17 protein-coding genes, 1 tRNA gene and 1 pseudogene are annotated in these 19,649 nt (G+C 56.2%); 12 read left to right on the plus strand and 7 right to left on the minus strand.

The genetic code is table 11. The features are described from left to right. The first annotated feature begins 27 nt into the window (after nt 1–27). The 4 genes from C4J90_RS09460 (at nt 28) to C4J90_RS09475 (ending at nt 5,851) form a co-directional block, all read left to right on the plus strand. Nucleotides 28–744, plus strand: coding sequence for an MgtC/SapB family protein (locus C4J90_RS09460; protein WP_124362147.1), 717 nt, complete (start codon nt 28–30; stop codon nt 742–744). A 303-nt stretch (nt 745–1,047) separates the two neighbouring features. Next, nucleotides 1,048–1,674, plus strand: coding sequence for a response regulator transcription factor (locus C4J90_RS09465; RefSeq protein ID WP_124362148.1), 627 nt, complete (start codon nt 1,048–1,050; stop codon nt 1,672–1,674). Nucleotides 1,675–1,680: 6 nt separating this feature from the next. Next, nucleotides 1,681–5,295, plus strand: coding sequence for a transporter substrate-binding domain-containing protein (locus tag C4J90_RS09470; protein WP_124419690.1), 3,615 nt, complete (start codon nt 1,681–1,683; stop codon nt 5,293–5,295). A gap of 133 nt (nt 5,296–5,428) precedes the next feature. Beyond that, nucleotides 5,429–5,851 (plus strand): chemotaxis protein CheY, encoded by a 423-nt coding sequence (locus C4J90_RS09475; RefSeq protein WP_124419691.1) that lies wholly within the window; start codon nt 5,429–5,431, stop codon nt 5,849–5,851. 43 nt (nt 5,852–5,894) lie between these two features. Here C4J90_RS09475 and C4J90_RS09480 read toward each other — a convergent pair whose 3' ends face one another. Continuing rightward, nucleotides 5,895–6,974: a 3-deoxy-7-phosphoheptulonate synthase gene (locus tag C4J90_RS09480; protein WP_124419692.1), complete on the minus strand. Its 1,080-nt coding sequence runs from the start codon at nt 6,972–6,974 to the stop codon at nt 5,895–5,897. Nucleotides 6,975–7,314: 340 nt separating this feature from the next. Next, nucleotides 7,315–7,449 (minus strand): hypothetical protein, encoded by a 135-nt coding sequence (locus tag C4J90_RS27055; protein WP_256658946.1) that lies wholly within the window; start codon nt 7,447–7,449, stop codon nt 7,315–7,317. 141 nt (nt 7,450–7,590) lie between these two features. Here C4J90_RS27055 and C4J90_RS09485 point away from each other — a divergent pair, with 141 nt between their 5' ends. From C4J90_RS09485 to C4J90_RS09520, 8 genes and pseudogenes are all read left to right on the plus strand, one after another. Continuing rightward, on the plus strand, nt 7,591–8,340 hold the full coding sequence (locus C4J90_RS09485) for a carbon-nitrogen hydrolase family protein (RefSeq protein WP_124419693.1): 750 nt from the start codon (nt 7,591–7,593) through the stop codon (nt 8,338–8,340). Then, on the plus strand, nt 8,341–8,778 hold the full coding sequence (locus C4J90_RS09490) for a GNAT family N-acetyltransferase (RefSeq protein ID WP_124414350.1): 438 nt from the start codon (nt 8,341–8,343) through the stop codon (nt 8,776–8,778). 141 nt (nt 8,779–8,919) lie between these two features. Further along, nucleotides 8,920–9,285, plus strand: a complete 366-nt coding sequence (locus C4J90_RS09495; protein ID WP_124366573.1) for a helix-turn-helix domain-containing protein — start codon at nt 8,920–8,922, stop codon at nt 9,283–9,285. Nucleotides 9,286–9,436: 151 nt separating this feature from the next. Further along, on the plus strand, nt 9,437–10,078 hold the full coding sequence (uvrY, locus tag C4J90_RS09500) for a UvrY/SirA/GacA family response regulator transcription factor (protein ID WP_017530522.1): 642 nt from the start codon (nt 9,437–9,439) through the stop codon (nt 10,076–10,078). A gap of 1 nt (nt 10,079) precedes the next feature. Then, nucleotides 10,080–11,903, plus strand: coding sequence for an excinuclease ABC subunit UvrC (gene uvrC / locus C4J90_RS09505; RefSeq protein ID WP_124362155.1), 1,824 nt, complete (start codon nt 10,080–10,082; stop codon nt 11,901–11,903). Nucleotides 11,904–11,935: 32 nt separating this feature from the next. After that, nucleotides 11,936–12,496 (plus strand): CDP-diacylglycerol--glycerol-3-phosphate 3-phosphatidyltransferase, encoded by a 561-nt coding sequence (gene pgsA, locus C4J90_RS09510; RefSeq protein ID WP_034119069.1) that lies wholly within the window; start codon nt 11,936–11,938, stop codon nt 12,494–12,496. Nucleotides 12,497–12,555: 59 nt separating this feature from the next. After that, nucleotides 12,556–12,631: transfer RNA gene (locus tag C4J90_RS09515), tRNA-Gly, on the plus strand. Nucleotides 12,632–12,866: 235 nt separating this feature from the next. After that, nucleotides 12,867–14,701, plus strand: a pseudogene (locus tag C4J90_RS09520) (tyrosine-type recombinase/integrase). Between the two features lie 82 nt (nt 14,702–14,783). Here C4J90_RS09520 and C4J90_RS09525 read toward each other — a convergent pair. From C4J90_RS09525 to mobH, 5 genes are all read right to left on the minus strand, one after another. Next, nucleotides 14,784–15,455: a hypothetical protein gene (locus C4J90_RS09525; RefSeq protein ID WP_124403688.1), complete on the minus strand. Its 672-nt coding sequence runs from the start codon at nt 15,453–15,455 to the stop codon at nt 14,784–14,786. Next, nucleotides 15,452–15,829: a hypothetical protein gene (locus tag C4J90_RS09530; RefSeq protein WP_124403689.1), complete on the minus strand. Its 378-nt coding sequence runs from the start codon at nt 15,827–15,829 to the stop codon at nt 15,452–15,454. The genes C4J90_RS09525 and C4J90_RS09530 overlap by 4 nt, the downstream gene beginning before the upstream one ends. Before the next feature lie 181 nt (nt 15,830–16,010). Then, nucleotides 16,011–16,589 carry a hypothetical protein gene (locus tag C4J90_RS09535; RefSeq protein ID WP_124409517.1) on the minus strand — a complete coding sequence of 193 codons (579 nt, stop codon included), beginning with the start codon at nt 16,587–16,589 and terminating at the stop codon, nt 16,011–16,013. Further along, complete coding sequence (locus C4J90_RS09540; RefSeq protein WP_124362159.1) at nt 16,582–17,559, minus strand: hypothetical protein; 978 nt, start codon at nt 17,557–17,559, stop codon at nt 16,582–16,584. The genes C4J90_RS09535 and C4J90_RS09540 overlap by 8 nt, the downstream gene beginning before the upstream one ends. Before the next feature lie 223 nt (nt 17,560–17,782). Then, nucleotides 17,783–19,510: a MobH family relaxase gene (gene mobH, locus C4J90_RS09545; protein ID WP_124403691.1), complete on the minus strand. Its 1,728-nt coding sequence runs from the start codon at nt 19,508–19,510 to the stop codon at nt 17,783–17,785. Nucleotides 19,511–19,649: the final 139 nt, after the last annotated feature.

The raw sequence follows: 19,649 nt of genomic DNA on the forward strand, positions 1-19,649 counted from the left end.
TGCCGCAGCAGTCATGGAGGTTTTTTTATGCAGGCAATCAATAACATCAACCTCGACTCTCTGGTGGATACCGTTGTCAGCCTCACGGCGGCGTTCCTCCTCGGCGGCTTGATCGGCTTCGAGCGCCAGTACCGCCAACGCACCGCAGGCTTGCGCACCAATGTGCTGGTGGCGGTCGGCGCAGCGATCTTTGTCGACATGGCCAATCGCCTGGGCGGTGCGGAAGGCGCGGTGCGCGTGGTCGCGTATGTGGTGTCGGGCATCGGCTTCCTGGGGGCCGGGGTGATCATGCGTGAAGAGGGCAATGTGCGCGGGCTCAACACAGCCGCCACCCTCTGGGCGTCGGCCGCAGTGGGAGCCTGTGCGGGGGCCGACCTGATCCTCGAGGCGTTGCTGGGGACGCTGTTCGTACTGGCCGCCAATACGTTGCTGCGGCCGATCGTCAACAACATCAACCGCCAGCCTCTGGACGTGGTGTCGGCCGAGGTCACCAACATCCTCTATGTCATCGCGCGGCGCAGCCAGCAACAGGCGGTCATGGTGCTGCTGGAAGCCGAGCTGGCGCGATGCAACTACCCGGCCAGTGATGTCGACGTAAGGCCGTTCGGCAGCGAAGAAGTTGAAATCGAGGCCACCCTGGCCGCGACGTCGGTCGACGGTGACGAGCTGGATGCGTTGGTGGCGCGTATTTCCACCTCCAGCCTGGTGGTGCAGGCGTTCTGGAGCCCAAGTACCACCGACTGACCTGCCTGTGCGCAACCCCGTCGAGCAACGTCGGCTAAGCTTTTTTGTGGAGGAAAAATCCTACAGATAGTCAGGAATATCCCTTCAATCAAAACGTCATTGCATTGTTAAGGTTGGGCACTTACGGCTGGACGCTCGTTCTCTTCCAGCCGTTATTGCTCGTGATGTTTCAATGCGAGGGGCCTGGCTGTGAGTGGTTATCGTCCTGAGAGTTTGCAGTACCGTTGGTCGGAACTGTCATTTCTCACAGGTGACGAGGTCCCATTTGATCTGTAAGGGTACGTTGACCGCCAAGGGGTGTGTATGAGCAAGGCATTAATCGTGGATGACCATCCGTTTATACGTGCGACGGTCAAGCATTTGCTGAAGTTGGAAGGATTCGATGACATTTATCAGGCGGGTGACGGTGCAGATGCAATGCAATTGGCGCGGGAGCAACGTCCCGAACTGATCATCCTCGACCTGGCGATGCCCAAGCTGGGTGGGTTGGAAGTTATCTGTCGGATCAAGTCCCTGGGCCTGCCGTGCAGGATCCTGGTGCTGACCTCTTACCTGGCCGTATTCTTTTCCACCCGTTGCATGCGGGCCGGAGCCATGGGGTTCGTGGCCAAGACCGGCGAGCTGGACGAACTGCAAAAGGCCATCAGAGCGATCCAGTCCGGCTACAGCTGTTTCCCCAGCCTGCCGACCAGCTCGGTACGCCGTGACGATCTGCAAGAAACAGAACGGCAGATGATCGAATGCTTGTCGGACCGTGAACTGACTGTGTTGCAGAAACTGGCCCTGGGGCTGGGCAACAAGGAAATTGCCGAAGACATGCTGTTGAGCCACAAGACGATCAGCACCTACAAGACTCGCCTCAAGGAGAAATTACGTATGTCCTCAGTGGTGCATCTGTCCAAATTTGCCCAGCGCAATCATCTGATCTGATTTGAAATGACCGCCATCGCGTTCAAGCGGTTCGCCACGATCCTCTGGTTGAGCCTGTTGCCCATGGTCGCGATGGCGCTTGATGAGCCCAATGTCTTGCGGCTATTGGGCCACTCCCGTATCACCCCTCCGACCGTCACGCTGCAAGAGGCTGACTGGAGCTGGTTGCGCGAACGGCGCACATTGCTGATGGGGGTGTCCGCTCCTGATTACGCCCCGTTTGACCTGACCAATAACCGTGAAGAACTCGAAGGCATCACCGCCGACTTTGCAGCGCTGATCAGCCAGGCCCTGAATATTCCCATTGAGGTCCGGTGTTACGAAACTCGAGATGAAGTGATTGAAGCCCTCAAGCGGGGTGATGTGGACTTCCTCGGCTCGGCCAATGGCTATGAAGCGGCCGACCCGCAACTGGTCCTGTCCCGTTCCTACGCCAATGACCAACCCACTCTGGTGACCCGCACCAGCGATAGCCAGGCGCTGACCGAGGACTTGGCGGGCAAGCGCGTGGCGATGCTCTATCACTATCTCCAACCTGAAGTGGTGCGGGCGTTTTACCCCCATGCCCAGGTAGAGTTGTTTTCTTCGGCCTTCGAGGCCATGGGCGCCGTGGCGTTCGGCCGCGCCGATGTGTATCTGGGCGATGCTATCAGCACCAATTACCTGATCCACCGAAACCAGCTCAATGTTGTACGCATGGCGGATTTTTCAACCCTTGAAGTCAACCCGTTTGCCTTTGCGTTCACCCAGCGGAATACGCGGTTGCCGCCGATCATCAATGCTGCGCTGGAGGCAATTCCCGCCGGTGAGCAGATGGAAATATTGCGCCGCTGGAGCGGCGGCAACCTCGGGATTGTCGGGGCCGGTCGTTTGCACCTGAGTGCCAGCGAACAACGTTGGCTCCTCAAGCATCCACGGGTCAAGGTCGCGGTACTCGACAAACTGCTGCCGCTGTCGGTCATTGACGACCAGGGGCAGTTCGAGGGACTGAGTGCCGAGGTGCTGGCGCGCATCAGCCTGCGCACCGGTTTGAAGTTCGACGTGGTGCGGGGCAACTCGATACCGCGTCAGATCGACCAGGTCAACGTGGGCGCGGCGGATATGATGGCGGTCGTGACCCCCAGTGTTGAACGCGCCGAAAAGGTGCGGTTTACCCGTCCCTACCTGACCAACGCCTTGGTGCTGATCACCCGAGGTGATCAACACAGCCCGGTCACCTTGGAAGATATGATAGGTAAACGCCTGGCGATGATCAGCGGCAATGGGCTGCGCGATACGATCTCACGGGACTTTCCCGGCATCGTGTTTATCGATGTCGAGAGCGCGGAGCAGGCGATGGCGATGGTGGCGAATGGCGAAGCGGAGGGGACGGTCAACGCCCTGATCAGTGCGCGCTATATGATCGCCCGGTATTACCGCGACCGGCTGCGAATCACCAGTACGGTCGGCTCCGAGCCTGCGCGAATCACGTTCGGGGTCAACCGCAGTCAGTTGGAGCTTTATTCGATCCTCGACAAAGCGCTGCTGAGCATCACCCCGCAGGAAATGGATGAGATGATCTCTCAATGGCGCAGCGAGGTGATCATCGAAGACAGTTATTGGCTCAGGCACCGCAACATGATCATCCAGGGGTTCGGGCTGGCCGCGTTACTGCTGATCATCACATTGAGCTGGGCCATCTACCTGCGCAGCCTGATTCGCAAGCGCGTCCAGGCCGAACGGGCCTTGAGCGACCAGATGCGCTTCATGAGCGTGTTGATCGACGGCACGCCGCACCCAATTTATGTGCGTGACCGGCAGGGGCGATTGATGGCCTGCAATAACGCTTACCTGGACGTATTCGGTTATAAGCTCGAAGACGTGATTGGTAAAACCGTGGTCGAAACCGACGCCGACAACCTGCCCCAGGCTCAGTCGTTTCATCAGGATTACCTGCGCCTGATGGCAGAAGGCGAGCCGCAGATTCATGATCGAATACTCAAATTGCCCAACGGCGATGCCCTGACCATCTACCAGTGGATGCTGCCCTATCGCGACGGTGACGAGAAAGTGGTGGGCATGATTGCCGGTTGGGTGGACGTCAGCGAGCGCCAACAGTTGTTGGGTCAGCTGCAAGAAGCCAAGGACGAGGCTGACGCCGCCAACCGGGCCAAGACCACCTTCCTGGCGACCATGAGTCACGAGATCCGTACGCCGATGAACGCGGTGATCGGCATGATCGAGCTGGCCCTGAAGAATGCCGAGCGGGGCGTGGCCGACCGGGATGCCCTGGAAGTGGCGTCGGAGGCTTCGCGTGGCATGCTGGAGTTGATCGGCGATATTCTCGACATCGCTCGGATCGAGTCCGGTCATCTGTCGTTGGCCCTGGAACCGGCCAACCTGCACGAGTTACTGACCTCGGTGGCGCGGGTGTTCGAAGGTCTGGCGCGGGCCAAGGGGCTGGCGCTGCAGGTTGAACTTGATCCGTTGATCGACCGCGTGGTCCTGATTGACCCACTGCGTTTCAAGCAGGTGGTGTCGAATTTGCTGAGCAACGCCATAAAGTTTACCCACGAGGGCGAGGTCAGGCTCGGTGCTCATGCGGCGTTCGAAGGGGAGCATCTGGAGCTGAAATTCTGGGTGCAAGACACCGGAATTGGCATCAGCGCCCACGACCAGCTGCGCCTGTTCAGCCCCTTTATCCAGGGCAGCAATGGCGAACAGTCGGCACGTAGCGGCTCCGGCCTGGGGTTGGTGATCAGCCGCAACCTGTGCGAAATGATGGGGGGGCGACTGCACTTGAGCAGTGTGCTGGGGCAGGGCTCGCGGGTAGATGTAACGTTGGCCTTGGTCATGACCGCTGTATTGGCGCAGGAGGGGGCGTCGGCAAAGCCTCCGGCAGAGCCGCCCGATGCCCTGAGTATCCTGGTGGTGGACGACTACCCGGCCAACCGCTTGCTGCTGGCTCGGCAGTTGAGTTTCCTGGGCCACCGTATCACCACGGCCGAGGACGGGATTCAGGGGCTCGAGCAATGGCGTGCCGGGCAGTTCGATGGCGTCATCACCGACTGCAACATGCCGTTCAAGAATGGCTACCAGTTGGCACAGGACATCCGCGTATTGGAGCGTGAACGAGGCCTGGCGCCGTGTCTGCTGCTGGGGTTTACCGCCAATGCACAACCCGAAGAGGCCGAGCGCTGTCGGCAAGCCGGTATGGATGGGTGCCTGTTCAAACCCACCGGGCTTGACGATTTGCGCGTGGCGCTGGCGTCGCGCTCCACTTACGCCCTGAGCCCAGAGGCGGCAGCGTTTGATTTGAGCACCTTGATCGCGTTGACAGGCGAGGACCATCACGCGCTTACCGAATTGTTGACCCCCTTGCTCGACAGCCTCGAGGCGGACCGGGCGCTATTGCCGACGCTGCAGCGCAAGGCGGACTTCGCCAGGCTGCACGACCTCGCCCATCGCGCCAAGGGCGGTGCCCGCATGGTCAAGGCACAGGTGTTGATCGCTCGCTGTGAAGCACTGGAGGCAGCCTGTGAAAGCCAGGACCGCAACGCGCTGGGGGTGGCGATCGATGAGGTGGCGCAGGCGATGATCGCTTTGCATGAGGGGTTGAGTCTCCATTGCAATCAGCCTTGATCCCGATAACAACCATTCGGAGCTTTTGGGAGAAGTCCTACGTGCTGGGGGAACATGCCTGATTTTGTCGTCGGGATTTGTCTGGAAAATGGGCCACGCTCACTGACGAGCGCTGCCTGCCCAGGGGCTTGCCATGCCGAACAAAGCACTGACCATCCTGATTGCCGATGATCTGCACTTGCAGCGGCTCTACATCGAAAAGATGCTTAACCAGTTGGGGTATTACCGGATCGTGCCGGTGCAAACCTTCGAAGAAGTCCAGATTCTCACCGCCATTCCGGCCGAACCCTTCGATGTGCTGATCATCAATGCGGGGCTGGCGGCTCATGCGCCTGGGCCCCACCCTCAGGCACGCCATGTATTGATCTACGACAACCTTGACCTGGGTGATCCCGCCGGCGCAATGCCGACGGTAGCGGTACGCCTGCCGGGCGTACCGGATAACGTCAATCTCGAACATTTCATGGACATCATCGACCCCCCCGAGGCCATGACCGGCTTGCGGGTTTTGCCGTGGCTAAGGGCGCTGTCCCGCCAACCGGTGGTCGGCGTCTAGGCCCACGTAACTGCCCAAGTGGCTTGTGCCCGATGACGGCCAATCATTGGGTATGGCTGTGTTCACGAAGGCGCTCGGCGGCACTGCGCAGCAACTGCTCGGTGCCCGCCCAACCCAGGCAGCCATCGGTTACCGACACGCCGTATTTCATTGACGGGCTCAGAGGCTGGCAACCTTCGAACAGGTGGCTTTCGAGCATCATGCCGATCAGCGACGTATCGCCTTGCAAGCGTTGCTCCAGCACCTCGCTGAACACCGCCGGCTGGCGCAACGGGTCTTTGCCGCTGTTGGCGTGGCTGCAATCGACCATGATGCGTGCCGCAACGTTGGATTTGGCCAGGTCATGTTTGACTTGGGACACGCTCTGCGCATCGTAGTTTGGCCCGCGGTGACCGCCGCGCAGCACCAGGTGGGTGTCGGGGTTGCCAGACGTCTGGATGGTCGCCGGATGGCCCTGGCTGTCGACGCCGAAGTGGCGGTGCGGGTGCGAGGCCGAGCGCATCGCGTCACAGGCAATCGCGACGCCGCCGTCGGTGCCGTTTTTGAAGCCAACGGGCATGCCCAGGCCGCTGGCCATTTCGCGGTGGATCTGCGATTCGGTGGTGCGCGCACCAATCGCGACCCAACTGAGCAGGTCATCGAAGTAGCCGGCGGCCATGGGTTGCAGCAGCTCGGTGGCGACCGGCAAGCCCAGGCGCAGCATTTCGCGCATCAGTTCCCGAGACAGCGCAAGGCCTGCGGCCATGTCGTCGCTGCCATCGAGGTGCGGATCGTAAGCCAGGCCTTTCCAGCCAATGGTCGTGCGCGGTTTTTCGACGTAGGCGCGAATGACCAGCAGCATTTGGTCGCTGACTTCAAGCGCCAGCTTCTTCAGGTTACGCGCGTATTCCAGGGCCGATTGCGGGTCGTGTATCGAGCACGGGCCGACAATCACCAGCAAGCGTGGATCATGCCCATTGAGGATGGCGCGCACGGCTTGGCGGTGGGCGTGCACCTGTTCATTGAGGAACGGGCTGAGGGGCAGTTGATGCTTGAGCTCAAGGGCGCTGGGCAGGCGCTGGGTCAGGGCTTCATTGGCGCTGTCCAGGGTGGAGACGGGCAAAGCGGCGACAGAGACGTTCATATTCTAGATTTCCTGGGCAAGCGGCGGGCAATTCCCGCGCGCTTGGCCTACTGGGGTGTTCGACAATTGGCCGTATCGGCTACGTGTGTTGGCTTGCCACCAAGAGGTGACCGGTCGGAGGCGGCAGGCTGTCCCGAACGGGGCTGGCTAAATCGCCATGCAGCGCAAGTGTCGTGACGGTAATAGGTGATGGTGTTCATGGCGTGATTCCTTTATTTAAGTGTGCTGATCAAAAAAAATATCAGGGCCTGAAAAAACAAAACCCCCGGTCGGGGAGCCGACCGGGGGTTAGATTTCTCTGGCAGGCGACCCCTTGAGTAGTGGGCGCCGATTTCAGGTATCAGGCGCGCCAGCGGCTAAACCAATACCCAAAATAAAAGCTGACCAGTGCGCTCGAACCGTTCACACGGGTAGCCGACACCGAGCGCGATGCGCTGGCAGCGGGGCAAACCTGAATGTGGGTGAGTTGCAACATGGCATGTCTCCAAATGATGCGGGGAGCTTACTAGAGCGGCGCAGGTGGATTCAATCAGTAATTTCTATCGCATGGGGGGACTTACGGCTATGGGGGGAGTGTCGATATGCTGAACGCACTTAAGATTGCCAGGACGCAACCATGACTGCCTTGACCCTTGCTGCGGCGCAAACCCTTTCCATCGCAGGCGACGTAGCAGCCAACATCGCGCGACATCTCGAGTTCATGCAGGCTGCAGCTGCACAGGGCGTGCAATTGCTGGTGTTTCCAGAGCTGTCGCTGACCGGCTATGAGCCCGCGCTGGCAGCCAAGCTGGCCATTGCGCCTGAAGACCCACTGCTGATGCCATTACGCGAGATGGCCCAGGAGCTGCAGTTGACGGCGGTGGTAGGTATGCCGATCCGCCTGGCGCCACGGGCGGATGTACTGATTGGCGCCTTGGTGCTGGGGGCTGACGGCTCGGTGGCGGTCTACACCAAACAGCATCTGCATCCGGGCGAAGAACTCACGTTTGCGGCCGGGCAGGGCGGTGCGGCGCTTGAGTGGGGGAAGGATCGTATTGCGCTGGCTGTGTGCGCTGACTTTTCCCACGCCAGTCATCCGCGCCAGGCGGCGCTGGCGGGCGCCACGGTCTATGCCGCAGGCGTATTGATCAGCGAGAGCGGCTACGCCACGGACAGCGCGCTGCTCCAGGGGTATGCGGCCGAGCATCGCCTTCTAGTGTTGATGGCTAACCATGGTGGCCCGTCGGGCGGCTGGGCTTGTGCCGGCCGCAGTGCGATATGGGCGGATGATGGTCGTTTGCTTGCGGCGGTGCCTGGCGTCGGCGAAGCGCTGGCGATTGCCCGTCGCGATGGCGAGCGCTGGGTTGGGCACGTGGTGGCTGTGTAAATGCCTTTCTACCTGCGCGCTGCGACGGACCACGACCTGCCTTTTGCACGATCCCTGACTCACCGGGCGATGGATCGTTATTACGTGCAAAACCAGTTGCTGTGGTCCGACGATGGCTTTGATAGGGCCTGGGCTGCTCGGGAAAACTGGCTGATTTACGCGGATGACTGCGTTGTCGGGTTTATCAGCCTGAGCCGTGATAGCCACGCGCTCTATATCCGCGAACTGCATATGCTCGAGGCCTATCGCGGGCTCGGTGCGGGCACTTGGGTGCTGGAGCAGATGGCGCTCAAGGCCCAAGTGCCGGGCCTGTTGCGTTTAACCGTGTTCAAGACCAACCCGGCCAAAAGGCTTTATCAGCGCACGGGGTTCAGCGTTGTCGGTGAAGAGGCCGGATTCTGGCGGATGGAGCGCGTTTGTCGCTCAACATCCTGTTGACGGTGCCGTTCCTTGATGTTTCAGCCTGGCCTTGTGCAGGGGTACGCATTGCGGGCATAGTTCAAAAAACCGTTTAATTTGTTTAACGAAGTGATAAGCCTGTCACCTCTTGCGGTGTGCCAAATAGGATCATGCATCCAGATGAGTGGAATCGGTTCGCGTTTAAGGCAAGAAAGAGAGCGACTTGGCCTGTCGCAAAAGGTGTTTGGTGAAATCGGAGGCGTGGAAGCCAACGCCCAGGGCAAATATGAAAGCGGTGGGCGCGCGCCCAAGGCCGACTACTTATCTCGCGTGGCCAGCAGAGGCGTGGATGTGCTGTACGTGTTGACCGGGACCGCGACGCCGACTCCACTGGAAAATCTGAGCCAGCTTGAAGAAAAAGTGCTGGTTGATTACCGGGCATTGTTCAAGGAAGACCAAGAGGCAATCCGCCGCCTGACGTCGACCCTGGCCGAGCATTCCCTTTCTCGCCATGGAAAAACCAAGCCTGCGCCGCAGGATTCCTGACCTTTTGCCCAGCAAATCCGGCCGTTCGCCGCTCGATAGAGGCGTGCCGAGCGCTCAAACTCCACATATATGACGCTTGCAGCTAGGTCTGCGCCCTGGTTTTTTGCTAAGGTGTTCAGCAACCTATAAGACCATATCGCGAGGTGTCTGCTTGATTAGGGTGCTAGTAGTCGATGACCATGATCTCGTTCGTACAGGCATTACACGAATGCTGGCTGACATCGACGGCCTGCAAGTAGTCGGCCAGGCCGAGTCGGGGGAGGAATCTCTGATCAAGGCCCGGGAATTGAAACCCGATGTGGTGTTGATGGACGTCAAGATGCCGGGAATCGGCGGTCTGGGCGCCACTACCAAATTATTGCGCAGCCATCCGGATATCAAGGTTGTGGTAGTAACGGTGTGCGAAGAGGACCCATTTCCTACGCGTCTGCTGCAGGCGGGAGCCGCGGGTTACCTCACCAAAGGCGCCGGCCTGGCGGAAATGGTGCAAGCCATTCGCCTGGTATTTGCCGGCCAGCGCTACATCAGCCCGCAGATTGCCCAGCAGCTGGCCATCAAATCCTTTCAGCCCACCAGCGACTCGCCGTTTGACGCGCTGTCGGAGCGGGAAATCCAGATCGCCTTGATGATCGTCGGTTGCCAGAAGGTGCAGTCGATCTCCGATAAGCTGTGCCTCTCGCCCAAGACCGTCAACACCTACCGCTATCGCATCTTCGAGAAACTCGCCATCAGCAGTGATGTTGAATTGACCCTGCTCGCGGTGCGCCACGGCATGGTGGACGCTAGCGCCTGACATGACCACACCGTTTGATCCAAGTGCCTTTCTCTCGACCTGCAGCGGCCGCCCCGGCGTGTACCGTATGTTCGACAGCGAGGCGCGCCTGCTCTACGTAGGCAAGGCCAAGAACCTGAAAAACCGTCTGGCGAGCTATTTTCGCAAGACCGGTCTCGCGCCGAAAACCGCCGCCCTGGTTGCGCGTATCGCCCAAGTCGAAACCACCATTACCGCCAATGAAACTGAAGCGCTGCTGCTTGAGCAGACGCTGATCAAGGAATGGCGGCCGCCGTATAACATCCTGCTGCGTGACGATAAATCCTACCCCTACGTGTTTTTGTCGGATGGTGCCTTCCCGCGCCTGAGCATCCACCGGGGTGCGAAGAAGCAGAAGGGCAAGTATTTCGGGCCTTACCCCAGCGCCGGCGCCATTCGCGAGAGCTTGAGCCTGCTGCAGAAGACGTTTTTTGTGCGCCAGTGTGAAGACAGCTTCTACAAGAACCGTACGCGCCCGTGCCTGCAGTACCAGATCAAGCGCTGCAAGGCGCCCTGTGTGGGCCTGGTGGAGCCGGCGGAGTACGCCGAGGATGTGCGTCACTCGGTGATGTTCCTCGAGGGGCGCAGCAACGCGCTGACCGATGAACTGTCCGGGGCCATGGAGCAGGCGGCCAGCACCCTGGATTTCGAGAAGGCTGCCGAGCTGCGCGACCAGATATCGCTGCTGCGCCGCGTCCAGGACCAGCAGAGCATGGAAGGCGGCACCGGCGACGTCGACGTGATCGCGGCGTTCGTCAACCCGGGCGGCGCCTGTGTGCACCTGATCAGCGTGCGTGGCGGGCGGGTGCTGGGCAGCAAGAACTTCTTCCCGCAAACCGGGATCGATGAAGACGTCTCCGAGGTGATGGCCGCGTTCCTCGGCCAATATTATGTGAGTAGCCCTGAGCGCGACTTGCCGTCGGAGCTGATCGTCAACGTGGTCCACGAGGATTTCCCGACCCTGATCGAGGCGATCCATGAACTGCGCGGTCGCGAGCTAGACATCAGCCACCGCGTTCGCGGCACCCGTGCCCGCTGGCAGCAGCTGGCCGTGACCAACGCCGAACAGGCCCTGGGCGCGCGCCTGGCCAATCGACAGCACGTCGCCGCACGCTTCGAAGCCCTGGCCGAAGTGCTCAACCTGGACGAGCCGCCCCAGCGCCTGGAGTGCTACGACATCAGCCACTCCAGCGGCGAAGCCACCGTGGCCTCCTGCGTAGTGTTCGGCCCTGAAGGCCCGATCAAGGCCGACTACCGGCGTTACAACATCGAAGGCGTTACCGCCGGCGATGACTACGCCGCCATGCACCAGGCCCTCACGCGGCGCTTCAGCAAGTTGAAGGAAGGCGAGGGCAAGTTGCCCGATATCCTCTTGGTGGACGGCGGCAAGGGCCAGTTGTCCATGGCCCGCGACGTCCTCAATGAACTCGCCGTGCCCGACCTGATCCTGCTCGGGGTGGCCAAGGGCGCCACGCGCAAGGCCGGTTTCGAGACGTTGTACTTGAATGATGCCGCGCATGAGTTCACTTTGAAGGGCGACTCTCCGGCGCTGCACCTGATCCAACAGATTCGTGACGAAGCCCACCGCTTCGCCATTACCGGCCACCGTGCACGACGCGGCAAAACCCGCCGAACCTCAACCCTGGAAGGGGTGGCAGGGGTCGGCCCGACGCGGCGTCGCGACTTGCTTAAACATTTTGGTGGCTTGCAGGAGCTCTCCCGTGCCAGCATTGACGAAATAGCCAAAGCACCCGGTATCAGTAAAAAGCTCGCTGAATTGATTTATGCCAATCTGCACAGCGAATAGAATGCCTTCTCACCTCGTAGCCAGTTGTGCCGATGAATATCCCTAATCTGATCACCGTTCTACGCGTCCTGCTTATCCCGATTTTTATCCTGCTGTTCTATTTGCCGTATGAATGGAGCTATGTCGCCTCCAGTTCGGTATTCGCCTTTGCCGCCGCCACCGACTGGCTCGACGGCTACCTGGCGCGCCGCCTGGAGCAAAGCACCCCGTTTGGCGCGTTCCTTGACCCGGTGGCCGACAAACTCATGGTCGCCGTGGCCCTGGTGCTCTTGGTGCAGGAACATGGCAACTTGTGGCTGACCCTGCCGGCTGCCGTGATCATCGGTCGCGAGATCGTTGTCTCGGCCCTGCGCGAATGGATGGCCGAAATCGGCGCCCGCGCCCACGTCGCCGTATCGAACATGGGCAAATGGAAAACAGCCGCGCAAATGCTCGCGCTGGTCATCCTGCTGGCCAATCCGTCGGACTTCTCGTTCTGGGTCCTCACCGGCTACGCCTTGTTGCTCATCGCTGCAGGCCTGACGCTGTGGTCCATGCTGCAATACCTGCGCGCCGCCTGGCCCCACCTGCGCACTACCGTTGAAAAGAAATAAACTTTTTTGAATCAAGGGGTTGACGGGTGCTGGGGATTCTATAGAATGCGCATCACCAAGCGGGAATAGCTCAGTTGGTAGAGCACGACCTTGCCAAGGTCGGGGTCGCGAGTTCGAGTCTCGTTTCCCGCTCCAAATATTGCGCTGCAGAGTTCCACTGAATTCTGTAAGTGATTGAAATCAGGGCCTTTAGGCCCTTTTTTCGTTCCAGCGGGAACCACTGAAATCCAGCTCCATCCAGTGCTTTTAAGTCCCGATTTAAGTCCCGAATGAGGATCTTGGATTTGGATGTGCACTGAATCGGTTTTTTGCTGGAGCAGCTTGGATAGCGAGACGAGCATCTGGCCCTGACTCTGTTCAGGAGCTCGCTATGGCACTCTCGGATACTACCGTTCGGCAAGCCCGAATCACCGGCAATGACTACACGATAGGCGACACGGATGGGCTTGCGCTCAACGTGACGGCTCGCGGCGGAAAAATCTGGCGTTTCAGATACTACTGGGCGGGCGTGCAGAAGCGCATGTCTCTGGGTAGCTATCCGCAAATCAGCCTCAAAGAAGCCCGCGTCCGACGTGACGAGGCGCGAGCCTTGGTCGCCCAAGGCATCAATCCCTATGAGCACCGTAAGCAGCAGCGTCGTGCTGTTCGTTTTGCGGCAGAGCACACCTTTGAGGCTGTGTTCAATCAGTGGGTGGAGTTCCGTAGGCTGAGCCTGAAGGAAGGGCGCCAGAGTACGCTCTCGCAAATCCTGCGAATCTTCAATAAGGACGTTCTGCCCACGCTCGGTGTGCGGTCTATCTACGATATCAGTCGTCATGATTTGCTGGATTTGCTGAGCAGGATCGAACAGCGCAAAGCCTTAACGACCGCCGAAAAATGCCGGACCTGGTTCAACCAATTGTTCCGCTATGCGCTGGTGAAGATCGAGGGGCTGGAACACAACCCAGCTTCAGACCTTGATGTGGTTGCACTCCCCAAACCTCCGGTTACGCATAATCCATTTCTTCGTATGGACGAGCTCCCGGCATTGATGGCTGCTCTTCGAAACTACGGTGGCGCCAACCAAACTCGGCTTGGCCTTCGGTTGTTGCTGCTGACCGGTGTCCGCACGGGCGAATTGCGGTTGGCAACACCCGACCAGTTCGATCTGGAGAAACGGTTGTGGGTGATACCCGCGGAGGTGGTGAAACAGCTCCAGCTAGCCATGCGAAAGCCAGGTAAGCAGACCCAAAGTGTACCGCCTTATATCGTGCCGTTGTCGGTTCAGGCTCTGGAGATTGTGCGTCACTTGCTGGAACAGGTTGTCCCCGCACAACGCTACTTGTTTGCGCATCGAAGCGATCTGAGCAAGCGTATCAGTGAGAACACGCTGAATGGCGCGTTACGCCGGATGGGGTACGCCGATCAACTCACCGGTCATGGCATGAGAGCGACGATCTCGACGGCGCTGAACGAGATCGGATACCCGAAGGTGTGGGTGGATGCCCAGCTTTCTCATGCCGATCCAGACAAGGTGAGTGCGGCCTACAATCACGCGGAGTATGTCGAGCAACGCCGGACGATGATGCAGGACTGGGCGAATCGTCTCGATCTTTGGGGCAGGGCCAGCTGAAAGCGGCAAGCTCTCCGCTTACCATCCGATTGGAGGGGGCCGCTTCGCTGCCGTCGCTGGAAAACGTGAAAACGAATTCCATTCAATTCAACGGCGCCTTTCCGATGACAACCGTCTCGGCGCCCAAGGCTTCGGTTAGCAACGAACCAGCTCTGATTGTGTCGCACCAGCCGCCTGTCGTACCTCTTTCGGCCCCGACTGAAACGCCGCATAAATCTCACGTGTCTGACATCCAGCGCGAACGCGCCGAGATGCTTGCCATTTATGAGGCCGCTAGTAATTTGCCGTTACTGGTTTTCGCGAAATTGGCTGGCAAATCCCGAGATCAGATCAACCGTGATATCAAGGCTCGCCGTCTGCTGTCCCTGAGCCTGGGGAATCGCGGTCAGCGCATTCCGGATTGGCAGCTTGATCCGTTGCGGCATAAGTTGGTACTCGTATTGCTTGAGCGGTTTCCAGATGTAAATGCTTGGACGCTTTATCGGATGCTCTGTGAGCCCCATGAGCGACTAAAAGGCTTTTCACCTATTGATGCTCTTACTCCCGAAAATTTCAATCAAACTACAAGAAAAGTGGTCCAATGCTTAAGCTAAAAACTGTGGTGCTATATCAACGCGGTGACAAGGACTGCGTCGCGTGCTTGAGTGATGAGCGCTCTTGCTATTAGAGCGCTTGTCAAATAATAAAAATTTCAGATTTTAGAAACTCTATAAGCCGGTTGGAATCTTTTCCTGCGGTTTTGAGCCCTCCATCTCTTGTTATAACAAAGCTCGCAACAAAATCCCGAGTGGTTGATTTAAATGTCAATGCCGATATGTAGTAGGCTCTTCCGGCGATCAACTGCTCAACCGTTTCTTTGATGTTCAATCCGCCAGTTGCAGTGATTTTTGCAGAGGTACCCTCGCCAAGGTCTATCTGCGAGATACTTATTGAGGTGTTTTGGAAATTCGAAGCTAAGAAATTATTGGTATAAGTGAGTTTTCTAATGTCCAAAGAGATGGGTTCGATGGAAAAATTAAAACCACTAGCTTCGCCAAGTTTCATTATAAATGTGTTTAAGTTTCTTCCTGGATTGATGATTTCCAAAGTGTTACTGCTAAAAAATATCTTAAACTGTGTGTCCCTATATACGATTCTGCGGGTGGTTATGGTTTCGCCAAATGGATCTTTTTGGGATTCGTCATATTCAATTCTTTCGATATATCTTGCCTCGATTCTATCCTTGCGAAAACTTGAGATTTGAAAACCATCGGAAGAATATTGATTGAACTTTATCTTGTTGATTTTTGAGTTCAAAGTTTCGGCGTCTAAACTAGAGGAAAACTTGTACCATTTTATTCTGGTCATTGCTCGTCTTCCTTTTGGCTGCCATTGGTGTACGAGGTTTGCTCTGTCTTTAAGTTATGGATCACAATTTGAGCTGTCTGCTCAATTAGTGCAATATACTCTCGTTTTTCATCGTCTTTGAATGATCTAATGCTTTTTGTGTATTCAAGGCTGCTAAAGTTGTAATACCCTTTGATACTGAATTTAAAACCTTCCCCAGTTTCAGGTTTCTCAAATCCAGCAAAAAATTCTACTCGCTCTCTTTTTCCTGAAGTTTTATCGGACCTCCATACGATAGAGGCTATGTAGAATCCTCCGTTTTTGAGATCTTGGTATTGTTTAGAGCTGAGAAGGCTTTCTCCACGTAGTGCTGCGTTTTTTACTACGCCTAACATCTCATCCCGGGCTTCATCACTAATGTCCGCTTCCTCCTCGTCATCGCTAGGCAGATTGTTCTTTGTGTGGCTGGACTCAACTTTTATATTGGTAACATTGCTAAGTCTAAATCCGGGTAGTGATGTGATAAGTCGTGTGAAAAATTCAGTTTTTGCGAGATGTCCCGAAATGTCAATTAGCTCAATTTTTAAGATAGGAATGATTTCTTTCTTTTTTTCTTCTATCCTGTTTGTTAGTTTTTTTTGCTATAGATTCTCCTTTGCTGTTTGCTGGGAATCTCAAGATTGTATTTTTTGAATTAACCTCAAACTCAATGTCGGCTTCTTTTTTGATGCGTTGCATCAGTCTGCTTTTGGCGTAGTTCAAGTCGGAATATTCTATCTTTACGGTGATCTTGTTTCCGTCTTGAACTATCTTTACTTTCTCATCCTCCTCAGGACTCTCTTGGAACTCCTTGGCAATTTCCTTGATCTCTTCAATAGTCAGACTTCCATTAAGCGTTTCACTCTTGATTTTGTCACTTCTATTGTTTTGCTCACGCCTAGAGAGCAAAACATTCAGGTCGTAATAATCATGCGGGAGAAGTGAGATTTTTTCTGCAAGATCATCTCTATCTTCATTTGCAGAGTAGAAAATCCCTTTGTCTTTTGCGAGCTCTAAAAGAACGTGTTCAGTTAATCGTTGCTTGGCTGATTTTAGAACGTCAAAAATTTCTTTATCAGTAGCACAATAATAGAGTGGATTTTTTTTATCAGTCATCACGCATACCTATTTCGACCTCTGAAAATGTTTGGGTGGTAGTCGTCATTTGGGAGAATTCTATGCTGTTCAATATTTTTCCGATTTCTCCACCGCCGCAACGTTCCGCATATTCGTCGACAGCTAGCTTGAATTTAGCGTTTGCTGATTGATGGGGGTCAAGAATTTTTATTGTCACTTTGTTTCCGCTGACTAGAACCTGATAATGCATAAGGCAGTCGATCAGGTATAAAAACTCGGCTTGTTCAAAGCCTCGTTTCCTATAAAAGATTACAAAATCATTTTTGGGAGCGTCGGGAACCATAGAGTACTGCATGATGATCCAAGAAGAGGTAAGCATTTCAAGTGTGGCAGCTGGGGCCTTTTCAAGCTTAACGTTTTTTTTGTTTGATAGATGAGGGTAGAAAAATTTGCATTGATTGCGAGATGGTAAGTCTTCACTGCCTCGCATTCTAAGTATTTCATCCTTGACATTGTTAAGCCAGAATATATCCGCAGGGCTTAGTACGACGAGCTTAGAACCTTTGGGGATGTTGAGCTCTTCGCTTTTTATATTTTCAATTCTTTTGGAGAAATCCGCATCGAACTTCCCATCATGGTTGTAAATAAAAAGCAATCCGCAGATATTTTTTGCGACATGTTCGTGAGTGTATTCAGATTGCCACGGTTGGCTTTTTTCTGCACACTCCAAGCTGTTGGCCAAACTCTTTACGGCCACTTTAACTTTTTCAGTCGTAATTGTTTCTTTCTTGTAGCTTTTTAGGTCGCAGTTGATATAGGTTCGAGCTTGTGAATACGGCTCTTCGTACCAAAAAACAATATCGGTTGGGTGGGTCGAAACGCTATGTTTTTCAGGTTCTTCGCAAGTCCAGTTCCTATCGTGCGGGCCAACTCTGTTCCATAAAAACTCTCCGAATATACCTTTCGAGAGTATTTCCGCCATTTTTGCAATATTAGCTGTCTCAGCCATGTCATTCCTTGATTATTGATTTTAAAATATCACTGTACTGTCTCATTGCTATTGCGTCCATCGTAGTTAAGTCGATTCTAAAGCTCTAGGCAAGTCCGGAGGCGCACGCCTATGAAGTTTCAGGAGTGTGCCGCACGACGGTTCGGGAGGAGGCACTGGAGGCCTATCGGGAGGAGTCTGGAGGGCGCCAATTTTTATGGTGACGTTGTCGAAATCTCTACATTTAGGTACTGCCGGTTATTTCTAGGAACGGGTTATCCTCTGGTAGTTTCTCGAATAGGTAGTCGGGGCTTTGTAAGATATATCCTTGTATTTTCGAGGTTTTTCGTGGCCCCCTCACCGTACATACCCAGATATTCATACCGTTGCCACGCTTTCTATGAACCCTCAGTTTCTCAAACTGCTTCTGCACCCAACGCCATTCTTCGATCTCTTGGCAGGCGCCCAGAGAGATGCCGGGGAACTCCTGCGTATAGCGTTGAAAGAGACCAGGGGTGACCAGAAATACGTTCCCACCCACCGTGTGGATTTTGGCCTTGCTGTCATTGATGATCAGCCTGTGACTCCGGATGCCTTCTTTGACCCAATTCAGGAATGCCTGGCCAGGGTCATCCGACGAGGGATTTGAGATTTCGAGAATGTGTGCTGACGATTCGTCGCTGACCTCAGGCTCTTCCAGCTCGAACATATCCAACAGCGTGCCGAGAGAGTCAGCGTCTTCCATCGCCATGGGATTTGTCAGCGAAGAGCTTTGACGCGATCCATTACTGACAGTCTTAGGCGCTGGAGGTGATGCCGAAGCGTCAGACGGATGGTCATCGGTTACCACGCTCACTGTTCCGCTGAAAGTCTCAGGCCGGTCTTCGTTCCCCCAAATCAGTGCCGGTTGAAGGCGCAGAAAGGTGAAATGCTGCTGCCAATTTCCCTGTGCCACAAGCGCGGTCCAGATGGCTTTTCCTTCCGGCGTGGACTCAACCAATCCGTGCGACTGCAGCTCATCGAACACTGCGAGGTTGGACGAGGGAATGCCCTCAATCGATTGCGACAGTAGATAGGCTCGCAGCTTGTCCGTGACCGTCTTGTTGACGAGCCAGAGCGCGTCCTGGGTCAGCCATCCCGCGGCACCTGGCTGGTTGAGTTTCAGTTCGTGCTGAACCAGATGACGCAATCCGCTGATCAAGTGATGTTGCAGCGAATGAATCGGTGCTTGCAGCGCCTTGCTCGGGTTACCACCGATGTTCTGTGCGGTGGAAACGCGGTCGGCCTGCATCACCAACTCACCGAGCACGCCGGCACGTTCGTACTGGCCCGCCAGGACATACAGCAGATTGGCCCACAGAGGCGGAAATCCACTGAGCCAATCGAGAATTGGCCGGTCGATAATCTGGTTGTAGAGCAAGCCTGCGGCCGCGCCGTGCAAGTGGTAGTCGCGCCCCTTGAGATAGCGGAAACGATACGGCTGATCCAGGGAACCCTGCCAAGGATGCCAAACACGGCCATCCTGGCGTTCGACAAACAGGTCCACGGCAATCTTGCCGATGTCATGGAGCAACGCGCCATAGGCGATGCCAGCGGACCAAGCGTCAGTCTGGGCGGCCTGGTCTTCGGGCGCCGCACCAGTGGGAAGCAGATAGGATTGGCGCAGTTTCAAACTGCAGGCGACCAGTTCCAGTCCATGGTCGAGCATGCCGCCGAGATACGCATGGTGGTGCGTCTCGCTGGCCGGGAGTTGCTGGACCTGTTCGGCGTAGCGATGGATCGGATTTAAATAGAGCTGGATGAACTGCGCGTGGGAGAGGGCGGTGTACTGCCAGATGCGATCGAGCAGCTGGCGGCGGTGCTCCGCGGCTAACAAGTTGTGAGCCGACTCGATGGACAGGTAACCTTCGGCGACGTTGACGGTCGGTGGCAGAGGGGGCTTCTGCCTTTTGCGGCGAAACAGGCTGAGCATCGTGACCTCCGGAAAGTGGCTGGGTCAGTGGCCTTTTAGCCTTTTCGGATAGCGCTCTTACCCTTGAGTCCCCATTCCCTTCCAACCCTTACCCGTCCTTTTGGCTCGTGTCCCTTTGCATGGCAATCGGAATATGGAT

Source organism: Pseudomonas sp. R2-60-08W (genome assembly GCF_003852335.1).
GTDB lineage: Bacteria > Pseudomonadota > Gammaproteobacteria > Pseudomonadales > Pseudomonadaceae > Aquipseudomonas.

Excerpts from the sequence above, each read along its gene's own strand:
- C4J90_RS09480 (WP_124419692.1), bottom strand. The coding sequence starts at position 6,974 with ATGAACGTCTCTGTCGCCGCTTTGCCCGTCTCCACCCTGGACAGCGCC.
- C4J90_RS09460 (WP_124362147.1), top strand. The coding sequence starts at position 28 with ATGCAGGCAATCAATAACATCAACCTCGACTCTCTGGTGGATACCGTT.
- C4J90_RS09470 (WP_124419690.1), top strand. The coding sequence starts at position 1,681 with ATGACCGCCATCGCGTTCAAGCGGTTCGCCACGATCCTCTGGTTGAGC.
- C4J90_RS09530 (WP_124403689.1), bottom strand. The coding sequence starts at position 15,829 with ATGTTAGGCGTAGTAAAAAACGCAGCACTACGTGGAGAAAGCCTTCTC.
- uvrC (WP_124362155.1), top strand. The coding sequence starts at position 10,080 with ATGACCACACCGTTTGATCCAAGTGCCTTTCTCTCGACCTGCAGCGGC.
- mobH (WP_124403691.1), bottom strand. The coding sequence starts at position 19,510 with ATGCTCAGCCTGTTTCGCCGCAAAAGGCAGAAGCCCCCTCTGCCACCG.
- C4J90_RS09465 (WP_124362148.1), top strand. The coding sequence starts at position 1,048 with ATGAGCAAGGCATTAATCGTGGATGACCATCCGTTTATACGTGCGACG.
- C4J90_RS09525 (WP_124403688.1), bottom strand. The coding sequence starts at position 15,455 with ATGACCAGAATAAAATGGTACAAGTTTTCCTCTAGTTTAGACGCCGAA.
- C4J90_RS27055 (WP_256658946.1), bottom strand. The coding sequence starts at position 7,449 with ATGTTGCAACTCACCCACATTCAGGTTTGCCCCGCTGCCAGCGCATCG.
- C4J90_RS09475 (WP_124419691.1), top strand. The coding sequence starts at position 5,429 with ATGCCGAACAAAGCACTGACCATCCTGATTGCCGATGATCTGCACTTG.
- C4J90_RS09540 (WP_124362159.1), bottom strand. The coding sequence starts at position 17,559 with ATGGCTGAGACAGCTAATATTGCAAAAATGGCGGAAATACTCTCGAAA.
- pgsA (WP_034119069.1), top strand. The coding sequence starts at position 11,936 with ATGAATATCCCTAATCTGATCACCGTTCTACGCGTCCTGCTTATCCCG.
- C4J90_RS09490 (WP_124414350.1), top strand. The coding sequence starts at position 8,341 with ATGCCTTTCTACCTGCGCGCTGCGACGGACCACGACCTGCCTTTTGCA.
- C4J90_RS09485 (WP_124419693.1), top strand. The coding sequence starts at position 7,591 with ATGACTGCCTTGACCCTTGCTGCGGCGCAAACCCTTTCCATCGCAGGC.
- C4J90_RS09495 (WP_124366573.1), top strand. The coding sequence starts at position 8,920 with ATGAGTGGAATCGGTTCGCGTTTAAGGCAAGAAAGAGAGCGACTTGGC.
- C4J90_RS09535 (WP_124409517.1), bottom strand. The coding sequence starts at position 16,589 with ATGACTGATAAAAAAAATCCACTCTATTATTGTGCTACTGATAAAGAA.